Origin of the sequence: Agromyces cerinus subsp. cerinus, assembly GCF_900142065.1 — a bacterium.
GTDB classification, from domain to species: Bacteria; Actinomycetota; Actinomycetes; order Actinomycetales; family Microbacteriaceae; genus Agromyces; species Agromyces cerinus.
In genome coordinates this window covers 1,045,403-1,067,335 of the sequence record NZ_FSRJ01000001.1, presented here as the reverse complement: position 1 = coordinate 1,067,335, position 21,933 = coordinate 1,045,403, and the positions used below count along the sequence as shown (strand labels likewise).

Here is a 21,933-nt window from a genome sequence, read left to right as displayed (position 1 = left end):
CATGAGCGAAACCCTCGGACCGTTCACGAGAAGACCCCGGCGCAGGGACTGCGACCGGGGTCTTCTCATGCGTGCGCCGGACGAGCCCGGAGCACGTCTACGGCGTGCGGATCGCGACGACGGCGTTGTGACCGCCGAAGCCGAACGAGTTGCTGATCGCGAGCTGCGGCCCGTCGCCGAGCGGCTGCGGCTCGCCGGAGACGCGCAGCGGGATCTCGGGATCCTGCGTGGTCAGGTTGATCGTCGGCGGCGCGAGGCGGTTCTGGAGCGCGAGAACGGTGAACACCGCTTCGAGCGCCCCGGTGCCGCCGAGCAGGTGCCCGGTGGACGCCTTCGTGGCGGAGACGGGGATCTCGTGCACGCGATCGCCGAAGACGTTGCGCAGCGCCGTGTACTCGGCGATGTCGCCGACGGGCGTGCTCGTCGCGTGGGCGTTGATGTGCGTCACGTCGTCGACCGTCGCACCGGCCTGCGCGAGTGCGTCGAGCACTGCTCGGCTCGCGCCGCGACCCTCGGGGTCGTTGGCCGTGATGTGGTACGAATCGGCGCTCACGGCGCCGCCCGCGAGCTCGGCGTAGATGCGTGCACCGCGCGCGAGGGCGTGCTCCTCGGTCTCGAGCACGAGGCTCGCGGCACCCTCGCCCATGACGAAGCCGTCGCGGTCGACGCTGTACGGGCGCGAGGCGTGCGCGGGGTCGTCGTTGCGCCGCGAGAGCGCCTGCATCGACGAGAACGACGCGAGGGTGATGGGGTGCACGGCGGACTCGGAACCGCCGGCGATGACGACGTCGGCATAGCCGAGCTGCAGGTGCTCGTAGGCGTTGGCGAGCGACTCGGTGCTCGACGCGCAGGCCGAGGCCACCGTGCGTGCGAACGCGCGCGCCTCGAAGTGCATCGAGATCGCAGCCGATGCGGCGTTCGGCATGAGCATCGGCACGGTCATGGGCAGCACTCGGCGGGGGCCGCGCTCGCGCAGCGTGTCCCAGGCGTCGAGCAGCGTCCAGATGCCGCCGATGCCGGTGGCGTAATCGACGCCGAGGCGTTCAGGGGCGACATCGGGTGAGCCGGCGTCGGCCCACGCCTCCTTCGCGGAGATCAGGGCGAACTGGCTCGACGGGTCGAGGCGCTTCGCGACCGGGCGCTCGAGCACCTCTTCAGGTCGAACCTTCGCCTCGGCGGCGAAGGTGACGGGCAGCTCGTACTTCGCGACCCAGTCGTGTTCGAGGGAGCGCGCACCGGACTCACCGGCGAGCAGGGCATTCCAGCTCTCAGGGGCGGTGCCGCCGAGCGGCGAGGTCGCACCGATGCCGGTGATGACGATCTTCTTGGTCATTCGAGAAACACTCCGATGGAGGGATTGGTCACACTGATCGAGCGGGCCGGGCGATCGCGCCGGCCCGCTCCACGCAGCTGCTAGGCCTGAGCCTTGACGATGAAGGTGACGGCGTCGCCGACGGTCTTCAGGTTCTTGACCTCTTCGTCGGGGATCTTCACGTCGAACTTCTCTTCGGCGTTGACGACGATCGTCATCATGGAGATCGAGTCGATGTCGAGGTCGTCGGTGAACGACTTGTCCAGCTCAACCGTGTCGGTCGCAATGCCGGTCTCGTCGTTGATGAGCTCGGCCAGGCCGGCAAGCACTTCTTCGGTGGACAATGCCATTGTTCTTCTCCTTGGGGGTGTCTCGTTTGACCGAGAGACAGTCTAGATGGACAGGGGGAGGTGGTTCAGGGAAGAACCACCACTTGGGCGCCGAACACGAGTCCGGCGCCGAAGCCGATCTGGAGGGCGAGGCCTCCGGAAAGTTCAGGGTGCTCCTCGAGCAGGCGGTGCGTCGCGAGCGGGATCGAGGCGGCGGAGGTGTTGCCCGTCGTCGCGATGTCGCGGGCGATCACGACGGTCTCGGGCAGCTTCAACTGCTTGGCGAACTCGTCGATGATGCGCATGTTCGCCTGGTGCGGGATGAAGGCGGCGAGGTCGTCGGACGTCACGCCCGCGGCATCCAGTGCCTGCTTCGCGACCTTCGCCATGTCCCACACGGCCCAGCGGAAGACCGTCTGGCCCTCTTGACGGAGCGTCGGCCATTCGGCCGCGCCGTCGCGGAACTCGGTGAGGGTGCCGTTCATGCCGACCGCGCCCGCCTTGGATCCGTCGGAGCCCCAGATCGTGCGCGCGATGCCGGGCGTCTCGCTCGGCCCGACGACGACGGCGCCGGCGCCGTCGCCGAGGAGGAACGAGATCGAGCGGTCGGTCGGGTCGACGACGTCGGAGAGCTTCTCGGCCCCGATGACGAGGGCGTAGGTCGCGGCACCCGAGCGGATCAGCGCATCGGCCTGCGCGACCGCGTACGCGTAGCCCGCGCAGGCGGCGTTCATGTCGTACGCCGCGGCAGGGTTCGCGCCGACGCGATCGGCGACGACAGCCGCCATCGACGGCGTCTGCTGCACATTGGAGATGGTCGCGATGATGACGAGATCGATGAGCTCGGGGGCGATTCCGGACTTCTCGATCGCCTCGCGCGCAGCGGTCGTGGCGAGGTCGGTCGCCGAGACGTCGGCGCCCGCACGCGTGCGGGTCACGATGCCCGTGCGCTGCTGGATCCACTCGTCGGACGAATCGATCGGGCCGATCAGGTCGGCGTTGGGCACCGCGTTCTCACCGCGGGCTGCGCCGACGGAGTAGAGGCGCGTGAAGGCAGGCCCGTGCGACTGCTGGAGGGTGGGATTCGTCATGCTCGGCTTTCTCAATTCGTCGCCGGCTCAGGCGTGCTGCTCGATGAGCTCGATCGCCGCCGACAGGTCTTCGGGAGTCTTGACGGCGATGGTGGGCACGCCCTTCAGGGCGCGCTTCGCCAGACCGACGAGCGCGCCGGCCGGGGCGAGCTCGATGATGCCGGTGACTCCTGCCGCCTGGAAGGACTCCATGCAGCGATCCCAGCGTACGGGGGAGGACACCTGGCCGACGAGCAGGTCGAGGAATGCGGCACCGGATGTCACGGCTGCGCCATCGCGGTTCGTCCAGAGGGGGAGCGTCGGATCGGCCGGTGCGAGGTCGGCCGCGACCGCTGCGAGACGGTCGACCGCCGGGCGCATGTAGCGCGTGTGGAAGGCGCCGGCGACCTGCAGCGGAATGACCCGCGAACCGGCCGGCGGCTCGGCCTTCAGCGCCTCGAGGGCGTCGAGCGCGCCGGCCACGACGATCTGGCCGCCGCCGTTGAAGTTGGCGGGCTCGAGGCCGAGCTCGTCGAGACGGGGGAGCAGGGCCGCCTCGTCGGCGCCGATGACCGCGCTCATGCCGGTCGGCACGAGCGCAGCGGCATCCGCCATGGCCCGGCCGCGCTCGGCGACGAAGCGGATCGCGTCGGTCTCGCTGAGCACGCCCGACCCGGCGGCAGCGGTGATCTCGCCGACCGAGTGGCCTGCGATGCCGCCGATGCGAGCAGCACGGCCGTCGGCCAGGAGTGAACCGAGCGTCAGGATGCCCGCCGCGACGATGAGCGGCTGCGCGATCGCGGTGTCGCGGATCGTGTCGGCATCAGCTTCGGTGCCGAAGTGCGCGAGATCGAGCCCCGCGGCATCGGACAGCACCGACAGCCGTTCGGCGTAGGCCGAATCGGCCAGCCAGGGAGCGAGGAATCCGGGGGTCTGAGAGCCCTGTCCAGGGCAGACGACGACGATCACCACCCCAGTCTGCCAACCGGCGCGCGACCCGGGGTGTGCACACGCGACAAGCTCTCGGCGGAAGCCTTGTACGAACGGTACAGAAGTGGGGTCAGTTGGTGGGTCGTCGGCGCGGGGCGAGCTCGTGATCGCTCATCGAGCCGATGATGAGGGCCGACTGCAGGATCAGCGCTTCGCGCGCACCCGTCGCGTCCCATCCGATCACGTCGGAGACGCGCTTCAGTCGATAGCGCACCGTGTTGGGGTGCACGAAGAGCTCACGTGCCGTCGCCTCGAGCGAGCGCCCGTTGTCGAGGTAGCTCCACAGCGTGGTGAGGAGTTCGGTCGAGTGGGCTTGCAACGGCCGATAGATGCGGTGCACGAGCGTCGCACGGGCGAGCGGGTCGCCGGCGAGCGCGCGCTCGGGAAGCAGGTCGTCGGCGTGCACCGGTCGGGGCGCGTGCCGCCAGGAGCGGGCGACGGCGAACCCGGCGAGTGCCGCCTTCGCGCTCTTCGAGGCGTCCACGAGGTTCGGCACGGCGTGGCCGAGCACGAGATGCCCAGGGCCGAAGTGCGGCTCGAGCTGGCTCGCGATCTCCATGAAGGTGAGCGCCGGGGCGGTGCCGATCGCGTCCTCGGCCTCGCGCGCGAGGGGGTCGGCACGACCGATCACGAGCACGAGGCGATTGCCCTGCACGCCGATCAGCACGTCGGCGTGCATGTGCCGAGCCGCCCGGCGCACGTGGTCGACGTCGAGCTGCTTCGGCGCCGTGCCCACGAGCACCGACACCTCGCCGTGGCCATGCCAGCCGAGGGCCGCGATGCGGCTCGGCAGTTCGTCGTCGGCCTCGCCCGAGAGGATCGAGTCGACGACGAGGGCTTCGAGACGGGCGTCCCAGAGGCCGCGCGCCTCGGCGGCGCGTGCGTAGACGTCGGCGGCCGCGAAGGCGATCTCCCGCGAATACAGGAGGATCGCCTCGCGCAGCGGCTCGCCGCCGTCTTTCACACGGTCTTCGACGACCTCGACCGTCACCCGGATGAGCTGCAGCGTCTGCTGCAGGCTCACCGAGCGGAGCAGCTCACGCGGAGCCGCTCCGAAGACGTCGGCAGCGATCCACGGCGTGGACCGCGGGTCGTCGAACCAGGCGACGAACGAGGAGATGCCGGCTTGGGCGACGAGGCCCACGGCGGAGCGGCGACTGGGTGGCATGTCGCCGTACCACGGCAACGTGTCTTCGAGACGCTTGAGCGTCGCCGTCGCGAGTTCGCCCGCGATGGTGCGCAACCATGCGAGCGTCTCCGCCTTCGTCTTGGGCCTCGTCGCCACCTCGTCGCCTGCTAGCTCTCTCCGCCGGCCGATCCGGTGGTGCCGGCGTTCACGTCGTGCAGGCGGTACTTCTCGATCGCCTGGGCGGGCAGTGAACGGTCGACCTCACCGCGGTCTGCGAGGAGTTCGAGCGTGCGGACGACGACCGACGGACCGTCGATCTTGAAGAAGCGACGCGCGGCGGGGCGCGTGTCGGAGAACCCGAAGTCGTCGGCGCCGAGCGTGGCGTACTCGCCCGGCACGTAGGCGCGGATCTGGTCGGGCACCGCGTGCATGAAGTCCGAGACGGCGACGAACGGGCCGTTCGCCCCCCCGAGCTTCTGCGTGAGGTACGGAACCCGGCGCTCGGCGTCGGGGTTCAGGAAGTTGTGCTCGTCGGCGGCGAGGCCGTCGCGGCGCAGCTCCGACCAGCTCGTGACCGACCAGACATCCGCCGACACGCCCCAGTCCTGTGCGAGGAGCTGCTGCGCCTCGAGGATCCACGGCACCGAGACGCCGGAGGCGAGGAGCTGGGCCTTGGGGCCGGCGACATCCGACGTGTTCAGGCGGTGGATGCCGCGGATGATGCCGTCGACGTCGACGCCCTCGGGCTCGACGGGCTGCACGAGCGGCTCGTTGTAGACCGTGAGGTAGTACATGACGTTCGGGTCGGCGTGCGAGCCGCCGTACATGCGCTCGAGTCCGGAGCGCATGATGTGCCCGATCTCGTAGCCGTAGGCCGCGTCGTACGAGACGACCGCCGGGTTGGTCGACGCGAGCAGTGGCGAGTGGCCGTCGGCGTGCTGGAGGCCCTCGCCGGTGAGCGTCGTGCGGCCGGCCGTGGCGCCGATGATGAACCCGCGGGCCATCTGGTCGCCGGCAGCCCACATCGCGTCGCCCGTGCGCTGGAAGCCGAACATCGAGTAGAAGACGTAGACCGGGATGAGCGGCTCGCCCTGCGTCGAGTACGAGGTGCCGACGTTCGTGAAGGCCGCCATGGCGCCGGCCTCGTTGATGCCGACGTGGATGATCTGGCCCTGCGGGCTCTCCTTGTAGGCGAGGAGGAGCTCGCGGTCGACCGAGGTGTAGTGCTGGCCGTTCGGGTTGTAGATCTTCGCGGTCGGGAAGAACGCGTCGATGCCGAAGGTGCGCGCCTCGTCGGGGATGATCGGCACGATGCGGTGGCCGAAGTCCTTCGAGCGGATCAGGTCCTTCAGCAGTCGCACGAACGCCATGGTCGTGGCGATCTCCTGCGTGCCGGAGCCCTTCTTGGCGATCGCGTACGCCGAGTCGTCGGGCAGCGAGATCGCCGTGTGGTTCGCACGGCGCTCGGGCAGGTAGCCGCCGAGCTCGCGACGACGCTCGTGCAGGTACTGGATCGCCTCGTCCTGGTCGCCGGGCGTGTAGTACGGCGGCAGGTAGGGGTTCTCCTCGAGCTGTGCGTCCGTGATCGGGATGCGCATCTGGTCGCGGAACGTCTTGAGGTTGTCGAGGGTCATCTTCTTCATCTGGTGGGTCGCGTTGCGCCCCTCGAAGGCCGGACCCAGGCCGTAGCCCTTGATCGTCTTCGCCAGGATGACCGTCGGCTGGCCCTTGTGCTCGCTCGCCGCTTTGAACGCGGCGTAGACCTTGCGGTAGTCGTGGCCACCGCGCTTCAGGCCCCACACCTCGTCGTCGGACAGGTGCGAGACGAGCTCGAGGGCGCGCGGGTCGCGGCCGAAGAAGTTCTCGCGCACATAGGCGCCCGACTCCGCCTTGTAGGTCTGGTAGTCGCCGTCGGGGGTGACGTTCATCAGGTTGCGGAGCGCACCGTCGTGGTCGCGGGCGAGCAGGTCGTCCCACTCGCGGCCCCAGACGACCTTGATGACGTTCCAGCCGGCACCGCGGAAGAAGCTTTCGAGCTCCTGGATGATCTTGCCGTTGCCGCGCACCGGGCCGTCGAGACGCTGCAGGTTGCAGTTGATCACGAAGTTCAGGTTGTCGAGACCCTCGTTCGCGGCGACCTGGAGCTGGCCGCGGCTCTCGACCTCGTCCATCTCGCCGTCGCCGAGGAACGCCCAGACCTGCTGGTCGCTGGCGTCCTTGATGCCGCGGTTCGTCAGGTACTTGTTGAGCTGCGCCTGGTAGATCGCGTTGATCGGTCCGAGACCCATCGACACGGTCGGGAACTGCCAGAACTCCGGCATGAGGCGCGGGTGCGGGTACGACGAGAGGCCGTTGGGCGCGTGCGACTTCTCTTGACGGAAGCCGTCGAGCTGGTCGGCCGACAGGCGGCCCTCGAGGAACGCGCGGGCGTAGGTGCCGGGGGAGGCGTGGCCCTGCACGAAGATCTGGTCGCCGCCGCCGGGGTGGTCCTGGCCGCGGAAGAAGTGGTTGAAGCCGACCTCGTAGAGGGCGGCCGACGAGGCGTACGTCGAGATGTGGCCGCCGACGGCGATGCCGGGGCGCTGCGCGCGGTGCACGAGCACTGCGGCGTTCCACCGGATCCAGGCGCGGTACCGGCGCTCGATCTCCTCATCGCCAGGGAACTCGGGCTCGTTCTCGGGAGCGATCGTGTTCAGGTAGTCGGTGGTCGGAACCATCGGCACGCCGAGGTGCAGTTCCTTGGAGCGCTTCAGCAGGCTCAGCATGATCTCTCGCGCGCGCTGGTGTCCCTTCTCTGCGACAAGCGCGTCAAGGGATTCAGCCCATTCGGAAGTCTCTTCCGGATCGGCGTCCATCGCCTCGACCGAGTAGGGATCCTGGTCGTTGACAGTCACACTCGACCTCTCTCTTCAGCAGATCGTGCCTGCGGGGTGTGGGATGTGCGCACGCCGAATGGGCCGGGTTCTCGGCCGGGTGGCACCACGCCATCCTAGTGATTCTATGCCTGCGAGGTGGGGGCTAGGCTGAGGCCTCGGTTCGACCGAACGTCCTGTGGAAGGAAGCCGCCCAGTGATCCTCGCCCCCGGCGCCGCTGCGCCCGACTTCACGCTCGTGAACCAGTTCGGCCAGCCCGTGCAGCTCTCGGAGCTCAGGGGCCGCGCCGTGGCGCTCGTGTTCTTCCCTCTGGCGTTCTCGGGCATCTGCCACGGCGAGCTCTGCGAACTTCGCGACAACATCGCCATGTTCGAGGGCCCGGATGTCGCGCTGCACGCGATCTCCGTCGACTCGAAGCACACCCTGCGCGCCTGGGCGGAGCGCGAGGGCTACGACTTCCCGCTGCTCGCCGACTTCTGGCCGCACGGCGCGGTCGCCGACTCGTACGGCGCGTTCGACGCGCGCACGGGGCTCGCCGACCGCGCGACGTTCCTGATCGACGCCGACGGGGTCGTCGCGGCGAGCTTCGCGACGCCCCGCGGTGAGGCCCGGTCGCTCGAGCAGTACCGAGCAGCGCTCGCGGCGCTCTGAGCGCGCCCCTGCGGCATCCGATCGCTCGTCTCGTGCGAGTCAGCCGAGGATGTTGACCGATCGTGCGATGACGAGCGCCAGGATCAGGAACCCGCCGAACGCCTGCAGCGCCATCAGGAGCTTGAACCGCGGCGACAGCGGCATCGCGTCGGTTGCGCTGAACGCCATCGAGTTCGAGAGCGCCGAATAGAAGTAGTCGACGAAGCGCGGCATCCAGTCGCGCACCGCCGACGAGCGTGCCGCGACCTCGGTGACCGCGTCGTCGTCCTCGTCCTGCGGGAACCGGAAGTCCGCGGGCGGCAGGTCGGCTCGCGCCGCCATCGTGCGCATGACCGGACCGCCCCGGTCGAGCTCCCAGTACAGCAACGTGAATCCGATCACGTTCGCGACCCAGACCTGCAACGCCGAGAGGAGCAGGCCGTGCGCGTCGTCCGCCCGGCCGACGGCCAGGGCCACGAGCAGGAACACGAGCGTGACCTGGTTCGCGACGACGAGGCCGCCCGCGAGGATGATCGACGTCCACTTCGTGAACGGGGTGAGCCGGGTGAGCCGGTGCGGATTCGCGATCACGAGCGGCACGAGCAGCGCCAGGCCGAAGACGACGACGACGAAACGCAGCGGGCCGAGGAACGCGTTCGGAAGCGCGGCGTAGAGCGCCAGCGCGATCACGAGCGCGACGACCGACGGCCATCGATGCTCCGACGGCGTGCTTCGGCTCGGATGCTGCTGCATCGGCTGCTCCATGGCCGTGAGTCTAGGCAGCTCGCGATAGCATGAGCGTGCGCCGCGCGCGGTCGCGGGCCTTTAGCTCAGTTGGTAGAGCGCCACGTTTACACCGTGGATGTCGTCGGTTCGAGCCCGGCAGGGCCCACTGAAGTCGAGGGGTCGTCGAAGCCCCTCGGCCGTCAGCCCGGTTGCAGTTCGTGAGGGTCAGCGCGGCGGCAGTTCGGCGATCGCGGCCCTGAGCTGCCCGGGATCGAGGCCGAGCGCCCACTCGGTGGCGTCGGTGACGAAGCGGGTGTACGCGTCGTGCTCGAACGCGCCGACGTCGTTGACGTACGCTCCGTAGCCATCGACGGCGACGAATATTCGAATGCACGCGTCGAACGGGTTCGCTCTGAATTCACCCGTCGAGACGCCGGCCTCGATGAGTTCGAGCAATCGCGCCCTGTCGAGCGCCTCCTGCTCGACGAGCGCGACGGCCAGAGCGGGAGTGAACCGGCAGAGGTGACGCGCGTTCAGCCAGAGTCGGGCGATGTCGCGACCCTCGGCGCTTTCGACGTGCTCGACCATTCGCGCGAGTCGTTCGAGCGGCGCACCGTGCTCGGGCACCAAGGCGTCGCGCTCATCTGCGACGGCCTGCACGAACGCGGCGATGACGAGGTCTTCGGCGACCGGGAAGTAGTGGGTGATCAGGCCGGGCCGAACGCCGAGTCGCTCGGCGACGGCGCGCAGGGTGATGCGCTCGAGCCCGTCGGCCAGCGCAACGCCGGCGGCTTCGCGCACGATTTCGGCTCGGCGCTCGCTCGGTGGCTTTCGCGAGCGCACGACCGGAGCACTTGACACCATGCGATTCATGTTATTGGATGAGCGACCAATAGCCAATTGGTCGCTCGACCAATAGTGGTGCCGCCTCGGCAGGTCGACGGCACTGGCTCCAGAACTCCGAGAGGATCCTCGTGCCAACCAGCACCGACCCGGCAACGTCGCCGGCCTTCGTCGACACCGCACGCCGCCCCGAGACGAGAGGCATCGAGCTGGTCAGCCCGTCCGACCGGCACGGCCGGGCTCGCGACCTGTTCTGGGTATGGGCCGCGCCCAATGTCAGCGTGTTGAACTTCACCATCGGCGCGACGATGATCCTGCTCGGCCTCGAGCTCTGGCAGGCGATCCTCGTGATCGTCGCCGGCTCGCTGCCGTGGGTGTTCCCGGGCATCCTCGCGATCGCCGGTCCCGCCGCCGGAACCTCCGGCTCGGTGATCACCCGCGCGCTGTACGGCGTCATCGGCAACAAGCTCGTCGTCGCGTTCACGGGCTGGCTCATCTCGGCGGTCTTCCTCGCCCTCAACTGGCTGGCGTCCTCGTTCATGGGGGCCGACCTGGTCGCCCAGGCGGGGCTCACCGACCCGGTCCTGGGGCCGGTGCTCGTCACGGTCGTCGTGTCGACGATCACGGTGCTCGTCGCGGTCTACGGGCATGCGCTCATCATCAAGAGCTACTCGGTGATCACCATCGTGCTGCTCGCGGTCTTCCTCGCCGTGACCGCGTTCATCCTGCCCCATGTCGACTGGAGCTACCGGGCGACGCAGCCGCTCGACGGCGTACCGCTCTGGTCGGCGATGACGATCGGCTTCACGATCCTCGCCTCGACGCCGCTCTCGTATGCCAACAGCCCAGACATCGCCCGCTACCTGCCGCGCGCGACGAGGCCCTCGCATATCATCGCCGCGACCGCTCTCGGCGGCGCCCTGCCCTGCATCTTCTTCACGATCGTCGGCGCCCTGCTGGCGACCGCCGTCAGCGATACGGCGATGGCCGCCGGCATCGAGACGGCCCTGCTCGACCTCCTGCCGGGGTGGCTCGGTCCGATCTTCGTCCTCGGTGTCATCGTGAACACCGTCGCCCTGAACGGCATGACCACCTACACGTCCAGCATGGCGCTGCAGGCGGTCGGCGTGCCGATCCGCCGCATCCCCTCCGCCATCGTCGTGGGCGCCATCGGCACGGCCCTCACGCTCTACCTGGTGATGTCGACGAACCTGCTCGACGCCGTGAACCTCATGCTGCAGTTCCTCGTGATCGTCTCCGCCCCGGCGATGGCGGTCTTCACGACCGACATCATCCTGCGCCGAAACCGCTACGACGGCGCCGCGCTCTTCGATGGGGATCGCGGCGGGCCGTTCTGGTACACGGGCGGCTGGAGCATCCCCGGCATCGGCGCGGTCGCCATCGGCGGGCTCGCGGCCGCGCTCTGCCTGTCGACCGACGTCTGGTCGGGTCCGATCTCCGAGGCGATGGGATACATCGACCTCTCGGTGCCGGCGGGCATGATCGTGGCGGCCGGCGTCTACTTCGGTCTCTCGAAGACCTCGCTCGGGCGGAGCGCGCTCCGATGAGCGTCGCGGATGCCGCCGACCACCCTGACGCCGCGAACGACGCGATCCGAACGGCCAGCGTGACCGGCCCCCACCCAAGCCGCTATCCCGGTGGGGCGGCCGGTCGGCCGCGCCTCGCCACCTGGCAGGAAGCGCCGGACAATCGCTGGGCATTCGCTCACCTCGGTGAGCTGGTGCCGACCGCGACGGTTGCCCGCAACCTGCCGGCCGCCCCGACCGACGCCACGGTGCGGCTCGACGCGCTGACCCCCGCGCTGCCCGAGCTGGAGGAGCGGCTCGAGCGGAGTTTCACCGATGCGTTCCTCGTGCTGCGCGGCGACGAGGTGCTCGCGGAGTACTACCGGCCGGGCTTCGCGCCCGACGGCCTCCACCTGTTGATGAGCGTCTCGAAGTCGCTCTGCGGGCTCGTCGTGGGCGCACTCATCGACGAAGACCGCATCGACGCCGAGCGGCCGGTGACCGCCTACGTGCCCGAGCTCGCCGGCTCGGTCTACGACGGGCCGAGTATCCGGCACGTGCTCGACATGCAGATCGCCATCGACTACGACGAGGACTACACGAATCCGGCCGCCGAGGTGCAGGCGCACGACCGCGCGGCGGGTTGGCGCGACCGAGGCGCCGGTGATCCCGATGACACGTACGCGTTTCTCACCACGCTCCGCGGCAGCGGTTCGCTCGGGGAGTTCCAGTATTGCTCGGCGAACACCGATGTGCTCGCTTGGGTCGTCGAGCGGGTCACGGGTCTGCGCTACAGCGACGCGCTGTCGGTGCACCTCTGGTCGAAGCTCGATGCGGATCATGACGCCACCATCACCGTGGACGCCGCCGGCTTCGGTTTCGCGAACGGCGGGGTCTCGTGCACGGCGCGGGACCTCGCACGGGTCGGTCGGCTCCTGCTCGATGGCGGACTCGCCCCGGGTGGCCGGGTCGTGTCGAAGGAGTGGACGAGTGCGATCCTCGACGGCGGCGACCGCGAGGCGATGACGTACGAGGGCTTCACCACGGCGTTCCCCGATGGTTCGTACACGAGCCAGTGGTGGTGCACGGGCAACGAACGCGGCAACGTCAGCGGCGTCGGCATCCACGGCCAGAACCTGTGGCTCGATCCACGGACGGATTCCGTGATCGTGAAGCTCTCAACCTGGCCCGAACCCGATACGGCGTACCGGCACGGGGTGCAGAACGAGTTGCTGCTCGACGTGAGCACGGCGCTCGACTCAATCGCCTGAGGTCTCGGTCGCCACGGAGGACCTGCCGACCGGCGAGAACCCGATCCTCGCCGCGTCCTTCGAGAAGGAGAGCGAGAAAGGTCACGTCGCGACGGGAACGCTCACGCTCTTCCACGGGGAGCGAGAGGTCGGCAGTGGCCCGATCCGGACCCAGCCCGGCACGTTCTCGCCGGCCGGCGAAGGACTCACGGTGGGCCGCGACAGCGGTGCGCCCGTGACCCACGACTATCCCGGCATCGCTCCCTGGCCGTTCATCGGTGGCGTCATCCAGAGAGTCCGAGTCGACGTCAGCGGCGAGCCGTTCATCGACCTCGAGCGCGAGGCGCAGGCCATGCTCATGCGCGAGTGACGCCGTCTTCCCGCGAGCTGACCGGGCCTTCCGGTCGGGTCGCCACCAATCGCACGCAGCAGTATCCGTCGCGCGGCGCGAGCACGGCTTCGCATTCGGAATCTCCGAGTCCCTCGACGGCCCCGCCCAGCAGCGCTGCGTTCGCCGCGCAGATCGTCGAGGTGTGGTTCTGCGCGACACGGTGGAACGGGCAGTTCGTGAGCAGCAGGCCGTCGGCACCGTCGTCGACGGGTGCGTAGCCGAGCCGATCCAGTACCTCGGTCATCGAGTCGGAGGCATTACCGAGTGCTCGACCGAGCCGCGCCGACACCCGCTCGAGCGTCGGACGGATGGGGGCGCCGCTGCGGTCGGATTCCTCGACGGCACGGCTCAACAGTTCCGCTGCGAGGTCGTAGTGCCGATCGGGGACCGACACCGAGATCTCGCCGGCGACGGTGCTGTAGAGCTTCGCGGGGCGACCGGCGCCGGGTCCGGACCGCCCGTTGCGCCGTTGGAACTCCGTGACGAGCAGTCCCGCCTCCACGAGGCGGTCGAGGTGGAAGGCCGCGGTTCCCCGTGCCATGCCGAGTGATCGGGCCGCCTCATCGCGCCCGACGGACTCGGGATGACGCGCCACGAACTCGTACAGGGCGCGTCGCTGCGGGTCTGCGATCGAGGCGACGGCCGCGAGATCGTTCTGGCGTGCCGAGTCGTCCATACGTGACAGCGTAGCTCTAAAACAGCATTCTTCTGCGAAAGAGATCAATCTAAAACAAGATTCGTTGACTTAAGAAATATCCGCTCGTACAGTCGAGAACATGAGATGCGATCGAGTCGCATCGAGAGGCGGGAGATCGTGACCAAGGCGCCGAGATTCGTCATCGTCGGCGGAGGACTCGCCGGCGCCACCGCGGCGAAGACACTCCGCGACGAGGGATTCAGCGGCGGCATCCACCTGATCGCGGCCGAGTCGCACCACCCGTACATCCGGCCGCCGTTGTCGAAGGACTACCTCGCTGGCACCGCCGAACGCGACTCGGTCTTCGTGGAGACTCCCGAGTGGTACCGCCGGCGCGACATCGACCTGCAGCTCGGTACCTCGGTGACGGCGCTCGACTCCGGCGCACAACGCGTGTCGCTCGACTCGGGTGGGTCGATCGAGTACGACGCACTGCTGCTCGCGACCGGGTCGACCGCCCGACGTCTCACGATTCCGGGCGCCGAGCTGCACGGGGTTCGCACCCTCCGCACGCTCGATGACTCCGAAGCGCTGCACGATGAGCTCGCGGGCGGCGGCCGACGACTCGTGCTGATCGGCTCGGGCTGGATCGGCATGGAGGTCGCCGCGACCGCGCGCACCCTCGGCAACGAGGTGACGATCCTCGAGCGCGACCCGGTGCCGCTCGCGAACGCGCTGGGCGACGAGCTCGGCGGCATGTTCGCCGAGCTGCACGTCGAGCACGGCGTGGAGCTGCGAACCTCCGTCGTCGTCACCGAGATCACGGGGGAGCAGGGTCGAGCCACCGGTGTCCGGCTCGACACCGGCGAGCGATTCGACGCCGACCTCGTGCTGGTCGGCGTCGGAGCGGTTCCGAACCTCGACCTGGCCCGCAACGCCGGCGCCGCGATCGGCTCGGGCGTGCTGACCGACGCGGCGCTCCGCACCGATCTGCCGAACGTGTACGCGGCGGGCGACATCACCGAGGCGTACCATCCGCTCGCAGAGATGAGGCTGCGGAGCGAGCACTGGGCCAACGCGCTGCACGGCGGTGCGGCCGCCGCCCGCTCGATGCTCGGGCTCGCGGTCACTTACGACGACATCCCGTACTTCTACACCGACCAGTACGACCTGGGCATGGAGTACTCGGGCTTCGGCCCGCTGAGCCGCGGCGCCGAGATCGTGTACCGCGGCGACCCGGCCGCCCGGGAGTTCATCTCGTTCTGGGTCTCCGGCGGCCGAGTGGTCGCGGGAATGAACGTCAACGTGTGGGACGTGAACGAGGCGGTGCAGGGCGTCATCCGGCGCGGCAACCCGGTCGACCCGGCGCGTCTCGCCGACGAGCGGATTCCGCTGGAGGAGCTGTGAGTCCCGCGATCGCACTCGAGCACACACGTACCGGAAGGCGATGACGGATGCCGCAGCAGACCGAGACCATCGAGGAGCCGAGGCTCGTGGCCGCAGCGGCCCTGGTCGCCGAGCGCGTCGCCTTCGAGGTCGAGACCGAGATCCCGACCGCCCACGGGCGCTTCCGGTTCCGCGCCTATCGCGACCTCGTCACGGGCGACGAGCACCTCGCGATCGTCTCGCTCGCGCCCGTGGTGCAGGGCGCCCTCGTCCGGGTGCACTCCGAGTGCCTGACGGGCGAGGTGTTCTCCTCCGAGAAGTGCGAATGCGGGCCGCAGCTCGATGCCGCCCTCGAGCGGATTGCCGACGGCGGAGTCGTCGTCTACCTGCGCGGGCACGAAGGTCGGGGCATCGGCCTCGTCGCCAAGCTCAAGGCCTATCGCCTGCAGCAGTCGGGCCTCGACACGCTCGACGCGAACCTCGCACTCGGCCTGCCGGCCGACGATCGCGAGTACGTGGCCGCCGCGGCGATCCTCGGCGATCTCGGCCTCCACTCCGTGCGGCTGCTCACGAACAACCCCGACAAGATCGCCCAGCTGACCGGTCACGGCATCGAGGTCGTCGAGCGCGTGCCGCTCGTGACGGGTGCAGCGCCCGCGAACCTCGCGTACCTCCGGGCGAAGCGCGACCGCATGGGACACCTGATTCCCGCCGACACGTGAGCGACCCCGGCACGCGCCGTGCCGTGCCGTGCCGCGCCGAGCCGCGGCGCCGCGCACGGCGAAGGTAGGCTGAGCGGGTGACCGCAACCCTCGCCGACCTCCTGACGACGATCGAACGTCTCTGGCCGATCGCGGGCGCTGAGTCGTGGGATTCCCCAGGACTCGTGACCGGCGATCCGGCCGCCCCGGTGCGGCGCGTGCTCTTCACGGTCGACACCGTCGTCGAGACCGTCGACGAGGCGATCGCCGAGGGCGCTGATCTCGTCATCGCCCACCACCCGTTGCTCCTGCGCGGAGTCACCTCGGTCGCCGAGGACCGCTACAAGGGCTCCCTGATCGCTCGGTTGATCCGCGCCGACTGCGCGCTGGTCACCGCCCATACGAACGCGGATGTCGTCGCCGACGGCACTTCAGCGGTGCTCGCCGACCGGCTCGGGCTCGTCGAGACGAAGCCCATCCAGCCGTCGACCGACCCCTCGCTCGGTCTCGGCCGCGTCGGTCGCCTGCCCGAACCCACGACCGTCGGCCGGCTCGCCCGGGTGCTCGCAGAGATCCTCCCCGCGACCGCGACCGGCGTTCGCGTCGCCGGCGGCTTCGACGACCCGGTCGAGACGGTCGCAGTCTGCGGCGGCGCCGGAGACTCGCTGCTCGGCGACCCCGCGGTTCGCGTCGCCGACGCGTACATCACGGCCGACCTCCGCCACCACCCTGCGTCCGAGGCGCGCGAGCAGGCGAAGCTCACGGGCGGCCCCGCGCTGCTCGACGTCTCCCATTGGGCGAGCGAATGGCTCTGGCTCGACGTCGCGGCCGCGCAGTTGCGCGCAGCCCACCCCGAGCTCACCGTCGTCGTCTCCGAGCTCCGCACCGATCCCTGGGATTTCCAGATCGTGCAGTGAACAGCAACCCCCGACCACCGTCCTCACCGACGACCCGATCCCACGAGGAGCACCACGTGAAGGCCAGCCCCGCCGAACAAGAACAGCTGTTGCGGCTCCAGTCGCTCGACACCCGCCTCGCGCAGCTCGCGCACAAGCTCGGGTCGCTGCCGCAGGCCGGCCGACTCGCCGAGTTCGCCGCCCGTGACCAGGCCGTGCGCGGCACGCGCGCCGAGGCGCTCGGCACCCTTGAAGACGCACGCGTCGAGCTGAAGCGCCTCGAGTCCGATGTCGCCGTCGTCGAAGCGCGCATCGCGCGTGACAGCGAGCGCCTGCAGCACACCTCATCGGTGAAGGACGTGTCGGCGCTCGAGGCCGAGCTGGTCTCACTCCGGCGCAGGCTGAACGACCTCGAAGAGCAGGAGCTCGTCGTCATGGAGCGCGTCGAGGAGGCCGACGTGGCCCTCTCCAGCATCGACCTGCAGCGCGACGCGATCGTCACCGAGGTCGCAGCCCTCGAGGCCGAGCGCGACGAGGCCGCCGGCGGTCTCGGCGTCGAGCGCGAGCAGACGGAGCGCGATCGCGCCGTCGTCGCCGAGGGTGTGGCCGAGCCGCTGCTCGCGTTCTACGAGCAGCGCCGTGTGCGCGGCGGGGGAGTCGGAGCAGCCCTCCTTCGCGCCCGCACGTGCGGCGGCTGCGGCATCACGCTCACGGGTTCCGACCTCGAGTCGGTGCGCCGTGCGGCCCCCGACGAGGTCGTGCTGTGCCCCGAGTGCGACCGCATCCTGGTGCGCACCGACGAGTCGGGCCTCTGAGCCGCGCTCCGATCCGACCATCGGCGGCCCGCCCGGATGCCGCGGCGATCCGGGCTCGGCCGCGACGGTAGACTCGAACCGCGAGTGGGTCGGCAAGACGGTCGCGTCGCACGGTCTCGATCGTGCGCCGAGGAACGTCCGGGCTCCACAGGGCAGGACGGTGGGTAACTCCCACCCGGGGCAACCCGCGAGACAGTGCCACAGAAAGCAGACCGCCCGGTGCGCAAGCGCCGGGTAAGGGTGAAACGGTGGGGTAAGAGCCCACCAGCGACCGCGGTGACGCGGTCGGCTCGGTAAACCTCGTCCGGAGCAAGGTCAGACAGGGAACGATGGGGCTGCCCGTCCCGTTCCCGGGTAGACCGCTGGAGGGCTGCGGCAACGTAGTCCCGAGAGAGATGGCCGTCCAGCCGGTGTCGCGAAAGCGCCCGGTGAACAGAACCCGGCGTATCAGCCGGCCCATTCGCACCCTTCCGCACACCGACCGGCCGCACCACCTCCCGTGCAGCGGGTTCGCCGGATCAGCGCCAGAAGTCGGCGAGCCGCGCGGCGAGTGCCAGGCCCTGATCGTGGCCTCCTCGCGCTGCAGGCAGGCGCGTCGCGGGATCCAGCGCATTGGCATTGAACACGTCACCCGCGCCGGCATCGGGGAAGACGGTCTCGACCTCGCTGCCCCCTGCGCGCAGTTCGTCGACCTGCGTCGCGAGATCCATGCCCCACTCGAGTGGGGTCCGCGACCGGCCGCCGAACGGCTCAAGCACCACGACTCGGTCGTATCCGGCCGCCAGATCGGTGTTGGAGCTGCGTCGATAGCCGCCGTTGAGGTAACGGCGCTCACCGATGCGGTACGGGATCATCGCCGAGGTGCTGGCGGCGACGGCGTCGACCAGGTCGATCCCGCTGCGACGGTCGAACACCACCGGCTGCCCGGTTCGGGCGTCGACGGCCGTGATGAACACGGGCTGCCGTGGCCAGTCATGGATGGGAAGCCGGGCCGCGACGATCTCGCGCCATCGAGCGGCGTCCGAGCCGTCGGACGCGTCCCGTTCGAGCGCCGCAGCGCCCATCCTGCGGCGCATGTCGGATGCATCCGCGGAGGACGCGATGATCTGGTCCGACCACTCCATGTAGCTCGGACCCGAGAGGCCCGGTGCGCGTCTCGCGCCGGAACCGACGGCGCCGGCCCGTGTTGGAGGCGTCTCGGCGAGGATGGCGGCATACAGCTCGTTCGGCCGTGCGCCGCTGGTGATCTGGGCAGCCACTGTCGACCCTGCCGAGGTGCCGATGATGAGGTCGGCATCGGTGAGATCGACGCCGGCCGCGGAAAAGCCTGCGATGAGCCCGAGTTGCCAGGCATTGCCTGCCGCCCCGGCGCCGGCGAGCACCAGGGCTCGAGTGTTCGTGGTGCTCGGTGAAGGTGTCGTGTTCATGGGAGTCGCCTTTCGCGATTGCGTGCGGGGGCGCTCCCATTGCGACTACGTCAGTCGCGCGATCGCGGACTGCGGGGGAGCACCCGTGCGGATACTGCGTACATGGGTCTCACCTCCAATCAGTCGATCACGATCACCGGCACGCTAGCACGGCGAGCGGCGAACCGCTCGAACGCGACTACACCGCGAGCGATGCCGCCCCGAGGATGCCGGCGTTGTTGCGGTGCACCGCCGGCACGATCGGCGTCTTCAGGTCGAGCAGGGGCAGGAACTGCGCGTGATGCTTCGACACGCCGCCGCCGACCACGAAGAGGTCGGGGGAGAAGATGAACTCGACGTGCGCATAGAACCGCTGCAGCCTGGCCGCCCACTCCGGCCACTCGAGCGAATCCCGTTCCATCGCCGAGTACGCGGCGTTCTTCTCGGCTTCGCGCCCGTCGAGCTCGATGTGCCCGAGCTCGGTGTTGGGTACGAGCACACCGTCGTAGAGGAACGCCGAGCCGATGCCGGTGCCGAGCGTCGTGAGGATGACGAGACCGTCGGCGTCGACCGCGGCGCCGTAGCGGGCCTCGGCGTAGCCGGCGGCATCCGCGTCGTTGATGAAGTGGATCTCGCGACCGAAGGCGTCTTCGAAGAGCTCCTCGGCGGGCAGGCCGATCCACTCCTTGGAGATGTTGGCCGCCGAGAGCGTGCGGCCGTGCTTGACGATCGCCGGGAAGCACACGCCGAGCGGGAGGTCGTCGCCGAACTCGTCGGAGAGGCCGGCGAGCAGTTCACCGGTCGCCGTCAGGATGTCGGCCGGGCGGCCGCCTTCGGGCGTCGCGACCTTGCGTCGTTCGGAGACGAGCTGCCCGGTGCCGAGGTCGACGACCGCGCCCTTGATGCCCGTGCCGCCGATGTCGATCCCGATCGCGTGCTGTGTCGCCATAGCGGCCACACTATCGCGGGGCCGTTCGGGTGCCGTTCAGGGAAGGGTCAGGATGTCGGCGCCTCGCTCGGTGACCACCAGCGTGTGCTCGAACTGGGCCGTGAGCGAACGATCACGCGTCACGACCGTCCAGTCGTCGGCCCACACATCCCATTCGATGCCGCCGAGGGTGAGCATCGGCTCGATCGTGAAGATCATTCCCGGCTCCATGACGGTGTCGAACTCGGGGGCGTCGTAATGGGGGATGATCAGCCCCGAGTGGAACGCGCGGCCGACCCCGTGGCCCGTGTAGTCGCGCACGACCCCGTATCCGAAGCGCTTCGCGTACGCCTCGATCGCCCGGCCGATCACGTTGACCTTGCGGCCGGGTGCGACGGCGCGGATGCCGCGGCGCAGCGCCTCACGGGTGCGCTCGACGAGCTGGACGGCCGCTTCGGTCGCCTCGCCCACCAGGAAGGTATGGTTGAGGTCGCCGTGGTACCCGTCGAGGTAGGCCGTGACGTCGATGTTCACGAGGTCGCCGTCGGCGAGCACGGTGTCGTCGGGGATGCCGTGGCAGATGACCTCGTTGACCGAGGTGCACGAGGACTTCGGGAAGCCGCGATAGCCGAGCGTCGACGGGTAGGCGCCATGCTCGACGACGTACTCGTGCGCGATGCGGTCGAGCTCATCGGTCGTGACGCCGGGGCGGATCGCCGCGGACGCCGCCTCGATCGCGCCCGCCGCGACACGCCCGGCCGCACGGACGCGCTCGACTTCTTCGGGCGTGTAGCGATCGCCGCCCGAGTACGCGACCGGCGCGCGCTTGCCCACGTACTCCGGTCGCGGGATCGAGGCGGGCACCGCGCGAAGCGGCGACAGACGGCCGGGGATCAGGTGGCCTGTGGCGTCCTTGGGCATAGGATCAGCCTATGGCCGAGGATGTCGAGCACATGTTCTGGTACAACCTGAACACCGGTGAGGTGGAGCAGGGATTCGTGTCGCCGTCGGTCGATCGGGTGGGGCCCTTCGAGACCCGCGCCGAGGCCGAACGGGCCCTCGAGATCCTGCGTGCGAACAGCGCGAAGTGGGCCGAGGAAGAGGCCGCCGAAGACTGAGCCCCTGCCGGTCGAGACAGAGGCTTCGACACGCTCAGCCGGCATCGCGGCTACTCGTACGAGTGCTCGGAGTTCGGGTACACGCCGGCTTCGACGTCGGTGCGCCATTCCTTCGCGGCAGCGCTCAGAATGCCCGAGAGATCGGCGTACTGCTTCACGAACTTCGGCACGCGACCGATCGTGAGGCCTGCCCAGTCGGTCCAGACGAGCAGTTGGCCGTCGGTGTGCGGGCCCGCCCCGACGCTGATCGTCGGGATGTCGAGGAGTTCCGTGACCTGCCGCGCGGCATCCGCCGGCACCATCTCGAGCACGACGGCGAACGCACCGGCGTCCTGCACGGCCTTGGCATCGGCGAGCAACCGCTTGACACCCTCGCCGCGGCCCTGGATGACGTGGCCGCCGAGGCCGTGCTCGCTCTGCGGCGTGTAGCCGATGTGCGCCATGACCGGGATGCCCGCACCCACGATGCGGCGGATCTGCTTGTGGCTGCGCTCACCGCCCTCGAGCTTCACGGCGTGCGCCCCGGTCTCCTTCATGAAGCGCACCGCGGTGTGCAGCGCGTCTTCAGGGCCGTTCTCGTACGAGCCGAACGGCATGTCGGCGACGACGAAGGCCCGCTTGACCGCACCGGCGACCGCGCGCGTGAGGGGGATCAGCTCGTCGATCGTGACGGGCAGCGTGGTCTCGTAGCCGAAGACGTTGTTGCCGGCCGAGTCGCCGACGAGCAGGAAGTCGATGCCGGCCTCGTCGAAGATGCGAGCGGTGAGCTGGTCGTAGCTCGTGAGCCCCGTGATCTTGATGCCGTCGCGCTTGGCGTTCTGGAAATGCCGGGTGCGCACGCGCTTCGGCCCTCCGGTCGCGGCGGCACCGCCGTAGGGGTTCTGCTCGGTGCCGGCCGACGTGTCGGATGCTGCGTTCTGGGGCTCGCCTGACATGGGGCAAGTCTGGCACACGCGACATCCGTCACCGCCTCGCG

The 21,933-nt window shown here is 69.5% G+C and carries 21 protein-coding genes, 1 tRNA gene, 1 other RNA gene and 1 pseudogene; 11 read left to right on the top strand and 13 right to left on the bottom strand.

Translation table 11 applies throughout. The features are described 5' to 3' along the window. Window positions 1-97: 97 nt before the first annotated feature. From BUR99_RS04875 to aceE, 6 genes are all read right to left on the bottom strand, one after another. Window positions 98-1,333: a beta-ketoacyl-[acyl-carrier-protein] synthase family protein gene (locus tag BUR99_RS04875; RefSeq protein ID WP_074259161.1), complete on the bottom strand. Its 1,236-nt coding sequence runs from the start codon at window positions 1,331-1,333 to the stop codon at window positions 98-100. Window positions 1,334-1,413: 80 nt separating this feature from the next. After that, window positions 1,414-1,662, bottom strand: a complete 249-nt coding sequence (locus BUR99_RS04870; protein ID WP_056008597.1) for an acyl carrier protein — start codon at window positions 1,660-1,662, stop codon at window positions 1,414-1,416. A 65-nt stretch (window positions 1,663-1,727) separates the two neighbouring features. Then, on the bottom strand, window positions 1,728-2,732 hold the full coding sequence (locus tag BUR99_RS04865; protein ID WP_074259160.1) for a beta-ketoacyl-ACP synthase III: 1,005 nt from the start codon (window positions 2,730-2,732) through the stop codon (window positions 1,728-1,730). A gap of 27 nt (window positions 2,733-2,759) precedes the next feature. After that, the gene (locus BUR99_RS04860) at window positions 2,760-3,680 is read right to left on the bottom strand and encodes an ACP S-malonyltransferase (RefSeq protein ID WP_074259487.1); all 921 of its coding nucleotides are present in this window, start codon (window positions 3,678-3,680) and stop codon (window positions 2,760-2,762) included. Window positions 3,681-3,771: 91 nt separating this feature from the next. Then, a complete protein-coding gene (locus BUR99_RS04855) occupies window positions 3,772-4,986 on the bottom strand; it encodes a PucR family transcriptional regulator (RefSeq protein WP_074259159.1) in 1,215 nt (404 codons plus the stop codon). Between the two features lie 11 nt (window positions 4,987-4,997). After that, window positions 4,998-7,724, bottom strand: a complete 2,727-nt coding sequence (gene aceE, locus BUR99_RS04850) for a pyruvate dehydrogenase (acetyl-transferring), homodimeric type (RefSeq protein ID WP_074259158.1) — start codon at window positions 7,722-7,724, stop codon at window positions 4,998-5,000. A gap of 175 nt (window positions 7,725-7,899) precedes the next feature. On the opposite strand from aceE, the gene BUR99_RS04845 reads away from it, so the two are divergent. Continuing rightward, complete coding sequence (locus BUR99_RS04845; protein WP_394327829.1) at window positions 7,900-8,355, top strand: peroxiredoxin; 456 nt, start codon at window positions 7,900-7,902, stop codon at window positions 8,353-8,355. A gap of 39 nt (window positions 8,356-8,394) precedes the next feature. Here BUR99_RS04845 and BUR99_RS04840 read toward each other — a convergent pair whose 3' ends face one another. After that, the gene (locus BUR99_RS04840; protein ID WP_234980732.1) at window positions 8,395-9,099 is read right to left on the bottom strand and encodes a hypothetical protein; all 705 of its coding nucleotides are present in this window, start codon (window positions 9,097-9,099) and stop codon (window positions 8,395-8,397) included. Window positions 9,100-9,153: 54 nt separating this feature from the next. Between BUR99_RS04840 and BUR99_RS04835 the strand changes: the two genes are divergently transcribed. Then, window positions 9,154-9,226, top strand: a tRNA-Val gene (locus BUR99_RS04835). A gap of 59 nt (window positions 9,227-9,285) precedes the next feature. Here BUR99_RS04835 and BUR99_RS04830 read toward each other — a convergent pair. Next, window positions 9,286-9,861 carry a TetR family transcriptional regulator gene (locus tag BUR99_RS04830; RefSeq protein ID WP_327077883.1) on the bottom strand — a complete coding sequence of 192 codons (576 nt, stop codon included), beginning with the start codon at window positions 9,859-9,861 and terminating at the stop codon, window positions 9,286-9,288. Between the two features lie 173 nt (window positions 9,862-10,034). Between BUR99_RS04830 and BUR99_RS04825 the strand changes: the two genes are divergently transcribed. The 3 genes from BUR99_RS04825 to BUR99_RS20210 all read left to right on the top strand — a co-directional run bounded on the left by BUR99_RS04825 (window position 10,035) and on the right by BUR99_RS20210 (window position 13,049). Further along, complete coding sequence (locus tag BUR99_RS04825) at window positions 10,035-11,471, top strand: purine-cytosine permease family protein (RefSeq protein ID WP_074259156.1); 1,437 nt, start codon at window positions 10,035-10,037, stop codon at window positions 11,469-11,471. Then, on the top strand, window positions 11,468-12,700 hold the full coding sequence (locus BUR99_RS04820; protein ID WP_084183585.1) for a serine hydrolase domain-containing protein: 1,233 nt from the start codon (window positions 11,468-11,470) through the stop codon (window positions 12,698-12,700). The genes BUR99_RS04825 and BUR99_RS04820 overlap by 4 nt, the downstream gene beginning before the upstream one ends. Before the next feature lie 190 nt (window positions 12,701-12,890). Beyond that, entirely contained in the window at window positions 12,891-13,049 is a 159-nt protein-coding gene (locus BUR99_RS20210; protein WP_159440951.1) for a hypothetical protein, read from the top strand. On the opposite strand, the gene BUR99_RS04815 is transcribed toward BUR99_RS20210, so the two are convergent. After that, on the bottom strand, window positions 13,036-13,746 hold the full coding sequence (locus BUR99_RS04815) for a helix-turn-helix transcriptional regulator (protein WP_074259155.1): 711 nt from the start codon (window positions 13,744-13,746) through the stop codon (window positions 13,036-13,038). The two genes, BUR99_RS20210 and BUR99_RS04815, sit on opposite strands and share 14 nt — an antisense overlap. 138 nt (window positions 13,747-13,884) lie before the next feature. Between BUR99_RS04815 and BUR99_RS04810 the strand changes: the two genes are divergently transcribed. The 5 genes and pseudogenes from BUR99_RS04810 to rnpB all read left to right on the top strand — a co-directional run bounded on the left by BUR99_RS04810 (window position 13,885) and on the right by rnpB (window position 17,968). Beyond that, a complete protein-coding gene (locus tag BUR99_RS04810; protein WP_234980731.1) occupies window positions 13,885-15,114 on the top strand; it encodes an NAD(P)/FAD-dependent oxidoreductase in 1,230 nt (409 codons plus the stop codon). Between the two features lie 71 nt (window positions 15,115-15,185). Next, window positions 15,186-15,815, top strand: a pseudogene (ribA, locus tag BUR99_RS04805) (GTP cyclohydrolase II); the annotation flags it as partial. 77 nt (window positions 15,816-15,892) lie between these two features. Then, on the top strand, window positions 15,893-16,711 hold the full coding sequence (locus BUR99_RS04800; protein ID WP_074259153.1) for a Nif3-like dinuclear metal center hexameric protein: 819 nt from the start codon (window positions 15,893-15,895) through the stop codon (window positions 16,709-16,711). A 56-nt stretch (window positions 16,712-16,767) separates the two neighbouring features. Beyond that, a complete protein-coding gene (locus tag BUR99_RS04795; protein WP_074259152.1) occupies window positions 16,768-17,505 on the top strand; it encodes a zinc ribbon domain-containing protein in 738 nt (245 codons plus the stop codon). An 85-nt stretch (window positions 17,506-17,590) separates the two neighbouring features. Further along, window positions 17,591-17,968: RNase P RNA component class A (rnpB, locus tag BUR99_RS04790), an RNA gene on the top strand. A 55-nt stretch (window positions 17,969-18,023) separates the two neighbouring features. Here rnpB and BUR99_RS04785 read toward each other — a convergent pair. The 3 genes from BUR99_RS04785 to map form a co-directional block, all read right to left on the bottom strand. Further along, complete coding sequence (locus BUR99_RS04785; RefSeq protein ID WP_074259151.1) at window positions 18,024-18,932, bottom strand: patatin-like phospholipase family protein; 909 nt, start codon at window positions 18,930-18,932, stop codon at window positions 18,024-18,026. 178 nt (window positions 18,933-19,110) lie between these two features. Next, entirely contained in the window at window positions 19,111-19,860 is a 750-nt protein-coding gene (gene ppgK, locus BUR99_RS04780; RefSeq protein ID WP_074259150.1) for a polyphosphate--glucose phosphotransferase, read from the bottom strand. 36 nt (window positions 19,861-19,896) lie between these two features. Then, entirely contained in the window at window positions 19,897-20,760 is an 864-nt protein-coding gene (map, locus tag BUR99_RS04775; RefSeq protein ID WP_074259149.1) for a type I methionyl aminopeptidase, read from the bottom strand. Between the two features lie 11 nt (window positions 20,761-20,771). Here map and BUR99_RS04770 point away from each other — a divergent pair, with 11 nt between their 5' ends. Beyond that, window positions 20,772-20,957: an SPOR domain-containing protein gene (locus tag BUR99_RS04770; RefSeq protein WP_056008634.1), complete on the top strand. Its 186-nt coding sequence runs from the start codon at window positions 20,772-20,774 to the stop codon at window positions 20,955-20,957. Between the two features lie 50 nt (window positions 20,958-21,007). Here BUR99_RS04770 and panB read toward each other — a convergent pair whose 3' ends face one another. Further along, entirely contained in the window at window positions 21,008-21,892 is an 885-nt protein-coding gene (gene panB, locus BUR99_RS04765; RefSeq protein WP_074259148.1) for a 3-methyl-2-oxobutanoate hydroxymethyltransferase, read from the bottom strand. Between the last annotated feature and the right edge of the window lie 41 nt (window positions 21,893-21,933).